At 54.9% G+C, this 7,724-nt stretch carries 4 protein-coding genes and 3 pseudogenes; 4 read left to right on the top strand and 3 right to left on the bottom strand.

Features of this window, described 5'->3' with window-relative positions; all coding sequences use genetic code 11:
• Positions 1 to 362 precede the first annotated feature (362 nt).
• Positions 363 to 1,094, bottom strand: a pseudogene (locus AB3X89_RS38340) (IS5 family transposase).
• 519 nt (positions 1,095 to 1,613) lie between these two features.
• Between AB3X89_RS38340 and AB3X89_RS38335 the strand changes: the two are divergent.
• The 4 genes from AB3X89_RS38335 (at position 1,614) to AB3X89_RS38320 (ending at position 6,463) form a co-directional block, all read left to right on the top strand.
• Positions 1,614 to 2,696, top strand: a complete 1,083-nt coding sequence (locus AB3X89_RS38335) for a saccharopine dehydrogenase (protein WP_368587829.1) — start codon at positions 1,614 to 1,616, stop codon at positions 2,694 to 2,696.
• Complete coding sequence (locus AB3X89_RS38330) at positions 2,686 to 3,942, top strand: ATP-grasp domain-containing protein (protein WP_368587828.1); 1,257 nt, start codon at positions 2,686 to 2,688, stop codon at positions 3,940 to 3,942. Before AB3X89_RS38335 ends, AB3X89_RS38330 begins: the two co-directional genes overlap by 11 nt.
• Positions 3,943 to 4,243: 301 nt before the next feature.
• Positions 4,244 to 5,416 (top strand): pyridoxal phosphate-dependent aminotransferase, encoded by a 1,173-nt coding sequence (locus AB3X89_RS38325; RefSeq protein WP_368587827.1) that lies wholly within the window; start codon positions 4,244 to 4,246, stop codon positions 5,414 to 5,416.
• Between the two features lie 51 nt (positions 5,417 to 5,467).
• A complete protein-coding gene (locus AB3X89_RS38320) occupies positions 5,468 to 6,463 on the top strand; it encodes an aldo/keto reductase (RefSeq protein WP_368587826.1) in 996 nt (331 codons plus the stop codon).
• A gap of 837 nt (positions 6,464 to 7,300) precedes the next feature.
• On the opposite strand, the pseudogene AB3X89_RS38315 reads toward AB3X89_RS38320, so the two are convergent.
• A pseudogene (locus tag AB3X89_RS38315) lies at positions 7,301 to 7,528 on the bottom strand (DDE-type integrase/transposase/recombinase); the annotation flags it as partial.
• A gap of 58 nt (positions 7,529 to 7,586) precedes the next feature.
• Positions 7,587 to 7,724, bottom strand: a pseudogene (locus AB3X89_RS38310) (IS3 family transposase); the annotation flags it as partial.

Here is a 7,724-nt window from a genome sequence, read left to right as displayed (position 1 = left end):
GCTCAAGGAAGCCGCTGAGGCCCTTGCGCAGAAAACGAAAGAGGACTAAAACTCGACCTCGTCCTGCTTCACCCGGTGGGGGATTTTACGCGACCACAACTGGGGGAGTTTCAACTGACCGTCCGGGGCTGTTATTCGCGATCTCGGAAGTTTACACATGCCTTGGTCGCAACCAGTCGTGTTTACCGGGCTTGATCAGCGCAGCCTTAAATGTCGCGTCTGCACCAAACCAAACGTCTTTGTCGTAACGGCGACATCCGGAATACTACAGTCCGCAGGAACGCAAAACTCGCCGGCAGGCCGAATCGACTAGGGACTCGCCGACTCGTGCGCACTTGGCACAAAATGTGCCTCGATGCGTGTTATGCACTTTTGTTAAGGGTTGCAAAGTGGACAAGCATAAGCACGGAAAATACGACGAAGTGCAGGCCAGCCTGCGTTTCGGGCAGTCGTTCGTAGTCTTTCGCCAGTCGGCGGAAGCGATTGAGCCAACCGAAACTGCGCTCGACCACCCAGCGGCGCGGCAACAACACGAAGCCCTTTTTTGCCTCCGACAGCTTGCCTACCTGAAGCTCAATCCCTTCGTCGAGTACCGCCTGCGCGAGCTCCTCGCCGGTATAGCCCTGATCGGCGAACGCCGCCTTGACCGTCTGACCCGTGGCCTGCTGAGCCTGACGCGCCAGCTCTCCGACCTGCGCTCTCTCCTGTTCGTTAGCCCGTGTCACGTGCACCGCGAGCAATTGCCCAAAGGTGTCCGCCGCCATGTGCACCTTGCTGCCTTTCTTGCGTTTGTACCCGTCATAGCCTGCGCGTGGGCCGCTCTCGCAAGTCGACTGCAGCGTTCGGCCATCGAGAATGACTGCGCTGGGTTGGCCTCGCCGGTCCTGCGCAACTCGGATGATCGAGCGCAGATCGTTCACCATAGCCTCGAAACAACCCGCCTGAATCCAGCGTTGCGTCTGCTGGTAGACCGTCTCCCACGGTGGAAGTCATTGGGCAGCAAACGCCACGGAGCACCCGCGCGCACGATCTAGCGCAGCGCGTTGAATCATCTCGAGCAATTCGTAGCGCCGATGCGGTGCATCCTTGTTCAAAGGTCAGGTATGGAGCGGCGAGTACCACTCGTCATCCGATACATCCGTTGGGTAACGGCTTCCGGTTTTTCATCCCGCTAGGTTACCAGGTCTGGCCGAAAGTAACTAACACCTTCTAGGAGTGGTCCGCGTCGACACAATTCCGTCGACGCGAACTCGACAGAAGAAGACCAGGCGACACCGGTAGCTGAGCACATGCCCTGTTTGCAGCGCAGTGCTTGGCCAGCAAAAATTGGCAATCTAATTTCACCTTCGATCTAAAGCGAGTACGCAGTGTCTCCATTTGCCATAAATCGCCCTTACGGAAAAATACTCTGTCTGGTAGTGCGCGGCGGCATGCCAACTCTACTGGCGCGGTTCAATGAGTTAATTTACAAGCGTTTGGCAGAATTACACATTAACTGTTTTGCTTAGCGAGAAGAACGTATATCGTGCACCAAGGTGAAGTTATCGGAGCGTGTCATAGCTGTAGTCGAGCTTCACGATAGGCGTAATTTTCCACTGGCAAAAGAGGACTTCATGCACTTCTGGCTTCGATGCGAAACCAAACATTTTGAGCGCCGTACGCCGCTTATACCGACTCATGCAGCGATGCTAGTCAAGAAAGGGATTAGAGTGACTGTAGAGCAATCTCCGATGCGGTGCTTCTCGGACGTACAATATGAAAGGGTCGGTTGCGAGATCGTAAAGCCGCAGACTTGGCAAAACGCGCCTCCAGATGCGTACATCTTGGGATTGAAAGAGCTAAGTGAAGATGTCAAGGAGATCCGGCACACCCACATCTATTTCGGGCATGTTTTCAAACAACAGATGGGCGCGAGTGATGTGCTTGACAGGTTCATTCGAGGCGGTGGAACACTGCTCGATCTTGAGTATCTTCGAGACTTTAGGGGTGCAGAACTCGTAAGCCGGGGGGTAAGTTTCTGGGCGGGCGTGTGTGGTGCTGCTGTGACCCTGGAACTTATGGAAAGAAAGATGAATAATATGGCAGAAGTATCCCTCGAGAAACCATGCCATGGCAGCTTTGAAGATCTCGTGGAGTTTTTGGAGCGGAAGATTGAAAAGGTAAGAAGCGCGAGGATTGTCATAGCTGGTGCAAAAGGAATGACTGGATCGGGAGTGCGTCACCTGCTGAATATTCTCGGCCTACGCCATGAACAGTGGGGGCGAGCGGAGACCGGTTCGGGCTTGCGTAGAGAAATTTTAGATTTTGACATCCTTTTCAACTGCATACGGTCAGACGAGACAACACCCGCACTGCTTAATCAAGAAATGCTCGTGGAACCACATCGACTTTCAATGGTTGGCGACGTAAGTTGCGACGCGGCGAGTCCATATAATCCTATACATATCTATCGGGAGCCGACCGATTTCTCAAGACCGATACGGAGATGCGGTTCAGGAGAAATCGCCGTTGATGTCGTTGCCATAGACAATATAGCGTCGCTGTTACCTGTGGACGCGAGTTGGACAATAAGCAACGAGTTGTTTCCTTTCCTATGTGAGCTGGTCATATGCAATAACTATTTGGTCCCATCAGCGTGGTGCACCGCACATCTTAATTTTGTGTCTAGTCTTGCGAGGACGAAAAATGCAAACTAGAGGTAAGAATGTGATAGTGATTGTTAACGGATGGTATTCTGGACGATACTTGGCACCTGCTTTCGTCGGTCACGGATATGAGTGCATACACGTTAGCTCCACCGAAAAAACGTCCCGTTTTGGCTACAATCCATTCGACTACATCGCGAACTTCAGTCTTGAACGGAATTCCCTGTCGGAGCTACTCGCGAAGCTCCGCGCGTATTCAGTCAAAGCAATCATGCCCGGTTGCGAGTCGGGTGTCGTGCTCGCGGATTTATTAGCTGATAATTTCGCTGTTCCGAGAAATGACGCGGCAACAACGTCGGCTCGCAGAAACAAATTTCATATGATCGAAGCACTCAGAAAGACTGGTGTACCCAGCATGAGGCAGTTTGCTTCACAGTCGCTCAGCGAGCTTCTCACTTGGTACAGTGAGTCGGAGTTGGGCACGATCATATTCAAACCAACAATGGGAGCCAGGTCGGATGGTGTCGTGCTATGTTCGAGTAACAACGACATAATAGCCGCGTTCGCGGCAAATCATGGGAAAACCAACGTGACCGGAGTAGTAAATTCCGAGTTCGTGATTCAAGAACGTCTTCAAGGCGAGGAGTTGATGGTAAATAGCGTCAGCTGCGAGGGCGATCACTTTGTCACTGATATGTGGATCGGCGTCGGTGGCTTGGAAGACAGAATCTCGACAGATGAGTATGCCGAACTCGTAATGCGGGGGACCGAAATTTTCGAAAAGGTCGAGAGATATGTTCTTGATACACTCGACGCGCTCGGAATTCGGAACGGCGCGGCACACTGTGAGGTAATGTTGACAGTCAATGGACCGCGACTCATTGAGTGCGGCGCGCGCCTGAGCGGCGCTCAACTGTTCGCGGCCGTCGAGGAAGCGCAGGGGTACAGTCAACTTTCTGTGACGGTTGAAACAGTATTAAATCCGGGACAGTTCCGTTGGCGAGCGAACGCATTGCGTGCGTCAAGACAAGAAGGCCTGAGGTTTGTCTACATGTGCTCCAATAGGGCTGGACATGTCGTGAATAATCCCGATCTTAGTCCTTTCGCCGAATTAGCGACACTGGAGCGGATGATTGTTTTTCCCGAGATCGGCGACTATCTGCCAAAGACACACGACAGCGCCGGCCGACCGGGCTATGCCTTTCTCTTATCCAGCGACAATCAGGCTCTGGAGAGAGATTATGTCCGCTTTCGAGAACTCGAATCAAAGATGTTTCAGCGGTTATTGGATGCATAGTCGACCGGCTGGTGGACGCAGCTTCGCTGAAATGGCGATTTTAGGAAAACTGCGTTGTCGTATGTGTGCGGCAAGTCGGTGCCGTGGCGGCCCGCGAAGCGGTATGGAACTATCGTCCAATTCGTTAGCGAGGTTGTGTATCCGGCTATCGCATTGCGAGCCAACGTGTGAAATCATGGGCCGGTCGTTGATACTTCGGTTTCCTTCGTACATTATCGACCCATACCCAAGAAGTATAGACACATGCACGATCAAAAAAAGCGAGTGGAACTCGCCGCGATTTTTTTGAGAGGAGATTAACTTGAAATTCGCGAATCTCGTCGACCGCTTACAAGGCGCGCGAACGTCGGCATGGGACATCCACAAGGCGGCCCGGCGCGCAGCCGCTCGGGGCGAAGACGTGATCGTGCTCAGCGTCGGCGATCCCGACTTGCCAACTCCCGCACCCATCGTTGACCGTGCCATTTCCGCTCTGCGCGACGGCGATACACATTACACGGGCGGCGTTGGTCGAGACAATCTGCGCGAGGCAATCGCGGCTGAACATCAGGCCGACACGGGCCGTCAGGTAACCAAGTCGAATGTGTTTGTCTGTGCCGGCGTTCAGAATGGGCTGTTCGCGTCGTCGCTCTGCGTTTGCGGGCCGGGCGACGAAGCGATTGTGCCTGAGCCGATGTATCTGACGTACGAAGCGGCAATCCGTGCTTCGGGCGCCACGCTCGTGCCCGTAGCGGTGGACGCTGCGAATGGCTTCCATCTGGACTGTAAGGCGCTTAAGTTCGCACTCAGTGCGCGCACACGCGCAATCTTCTTCGCGACGCCCTGCAATCCGACTGGCGCTGTGATGTCGCGTGAGCAACTTGAACTCATCGCTGCGCTGGCGCGCGAGCGGGATTTATGGGTCGTCGCTGACGAGGTGTATGCAGACCTCACTTTTGAGCGCGACCACACTAGCATCGCCTCTCTGGAAGGCATGGCGAGCCGAACGATAACGTTGGGCAGCTTTTCGAAGTCGTATGCAATGACCGGTTGGCGCCTAGGCTGGGTTATCGCACCGGAACCAGCGATCGGTCATCTGGGTCGGCTGGCACTTTGTATGTCGTATGGACTACCGGGTTTTATTCAGCAGGCCGGCGTGGCGGCGCTTGAACAACGTCAATCCGTCGTTGCCCAGATGCGAGAACTATATCGTCGTCGGCGTGATGCGGTTTTTCAACGCCTGAATGCCGTTCCAAACCTTAAATGTCTGCTTCCCGAGGCGGGCATGTTCATGATGATCGACATCCGCGAAACGGGACTGAGCACATATGACTTCACTTGGAAGCTCTTTCGAGAGAAGGGCGTTTCTCTGCTGGATGCCAGTCTCTTCGGTCCTACTGCAAATGGCTTCGTGAGACTGGGACTGGTGGTGGATGAGCAGAGACTGAATGAGGCGTGCTATCGAATCGAACAATTCGCTCGTGAGCAATATTGATATTTGGCTTGACTTATTAAAATTGCCATCGGGCCAACGGACGGAAGATCTATGCAGATACGCAAACTTGGACGGAGCAACTTGAAAGTCTCTGCCCTCGGCCTTGGTTGTATGAGCATGAGCGCCCTATACGGGCCGCCGGGCGACAAACAGGAAATGATCAGCCTCATCCGAGCAGCTTATGAGCGCGGCGTTACGCTGTTTGACACAGCCGAATCGTATGGGCCGTTTATCAATGAAGAGCTTGTCGGAGAGGCATTGCAGCCAATCCGCGATCAGGTGGTTATCGCCACGAAATTCGGCTTCGACATCGACATGGCGACGGGTGAGCGCAGGGGCGGCACGAACAGTCGGCCCAACCATATCAAGGCGGTGGCGGAAGCCTGCCTGAAGCGCCTTCGCACCGACCGTATTGACCTCTTTTATCAGCATCGCGTCGACCCTACCGTTCCAATTGAGGATGTTGCCGGTGCTATCAGAGACCTTATTGCTCAGGGCAAGGTCAGACACTTTGGGCTGTCGGAGGCAGGCGTGCCGACGATCCGCCGCGCCCATGCCGTGCAAACTGTGACAGCCGTCCAGAGCGAGTATTCGCTATTTTGGCGCGGGCCGGAAGCAGCGCTATTGTCGACTCTGGAAGAACTCGGGATTGGTTTCGTGGCGTTCAGTCCTCTAGGCGCCGGCTTTCTGACCGGCAGGATCGACGAAAATACCAGGCTCCATCCGACAGACTTTCGCAATTCCGTCCCGCGGTTCTCGCCGCTAGCGCGCAAGGCGAATAAGGCACTGATCGAGGTGCTGGAGACTTTCGCTGTAGACAAGAACGCCACGCTGGCACAGATCGCGCTGGCGTGGCTGCTGGCACGCAAAAGGTGGATCGTACCAATTCCAGGCACAACGAAGCTGCACCGCCTAGAGGAGAATCTTGGCGCCCTCGACGTCGATTTGACTGAGGAAGACGTGAGCCAGATCAGTGAGATAACCTCCAGGATCAAGGTGAGAGGCGACCGATTGCCCGAAGCAATCTTAAAGGGGATAGGACTTTGACTTGGGAGTCTCCACAATCAAGCATCTTGGATGTTATCACTGACCGGCATATTCGAGCCATTCCGGGATCGGCGTAATCGAGCGACACAGTCGGCTCAGTGTTGTCTCGGGCGCCGGCCCCAAACGCCTTTCGAAGTTCCGCAATCTAGTACCTTCGGGTATCGACAGGTTCTGGCGCGCATGCGTCAGAGCGATTTCAACCGCGACATTGCCGGCGCACGCCTGATGGGGCGTGGACAGCCGCACACCGTCAGGCAGGTCGCTCCCGCTCGGGGCTGGCTCGATTCCGGTCGGCCACCTCGCCCGACGACCGAATTGGCGGCGACCTTCGGTCGCAATCCGAAGCTTGTTGATTTACTGAGATGGGACCCACCCCCGGATCGCCGCATTGAACATGCGCGCCAGGTCATCCAAGGCCTTGTCGCTGCGTAGTTGCAGGTTCCAGCTTCGGACTTCCTGAGGAATCGACTTTGCAGCTTTGGCGCTAACCGCCGGACTGAAGTTGACGAAAGTCTTGCCGTGTCGATTCTTCGATAACCGTGGCCGGAACGTAAAGCCAAGGAAGTCAAAGCTCGTGTCCGGGTAATCTCCTCGTCGGTCCGCATCCTTGCAGTAAACAACCCGCGTCTGAGTCACCGCGAAGCCGCCTCGACACGCACCGACGCCTCTACGCGGTCAGACTCAAACCACGTGCGGCGGACTGTACTTGAGCAGCACTATCCGCCGCAGGATCTGTTCTGATCCATCCCTCAAGCATATCCGCCCACGCCTGTAGCATCGACGGCTCCGGTGCAATTAGGTAGCGTGGTCGAAATAATCTTTATAGATTTGGATACCTTATCGATTGAACAGGACGGCGTTCCAAACCGCGGGCGCGGTGGTATCGCTGAGCCTGAGCGCGCAGAGGTCGAACTGCGCCTTGCGAATGCGATGCATCAACTCGATGCCTGAAATCGTGATCGCGGCACTTCTGAACCGTTTGAATCCAAGCATCACGTTCGTTCTTGACTTGATGTGACGATGGTCCTGTTCGATCAGATTATTGAGATACTTCGAAGAGCGCACCTTCGTGTCCTCGGGAAGCTGAGCCGCCCCGGGTTTTCCGGAGACCGTTTTGCTTGCGTCATGCCACAATGACAGACTCAGCGAGATTTGCATAGTAAGCGGCTTCTGCCTCGGCAGGTGGAATGTTGCCGATGGGGCCGAAGAGCCGACGATTGTTGAACCAGTCCACCCATTCGAGCGTCGCCATTTCAACGGC

It is taken from the genome of Paraburkholderia sp. BR14320, assembly GCF_040948665.1.
Taxonomy (GTDB): Bacteria; Pseudomonadota; Gammaproteobacteria; order Burkholderiales; family Burkholderiaceae; genus Paraburkholderia; species Paraburkholderia youngii.
This window is presented reverse-complemented; position numbering and strand designations above follow the sequence as displayed.

Excerpts from the sequence above, each read along its gene's own strand:
- AB3X89_RS38320 (WP_368587826.1), top strand. The coding sequence starts at position 5,468 with ATGCAGATACGCAAACTTGGACGGAGCAACTTGAAAGTCTCTGCCCTC.
- AB3X89_RS38335 (WP_368587829.1), top strand. The coding sequence starts at position 1,614 with ATGCACTTCTGGCTTCGATGCGAAACCAAACATTTTGAGCGCCGTACG.
- AB3X89_RS38330 (WP_368587828.1), top strand. The coding sequence starts at position 2,686 with ATGCAAACTAGAGGTAAGAATGTGATAGTGATTGTTAACGGATGGTAT.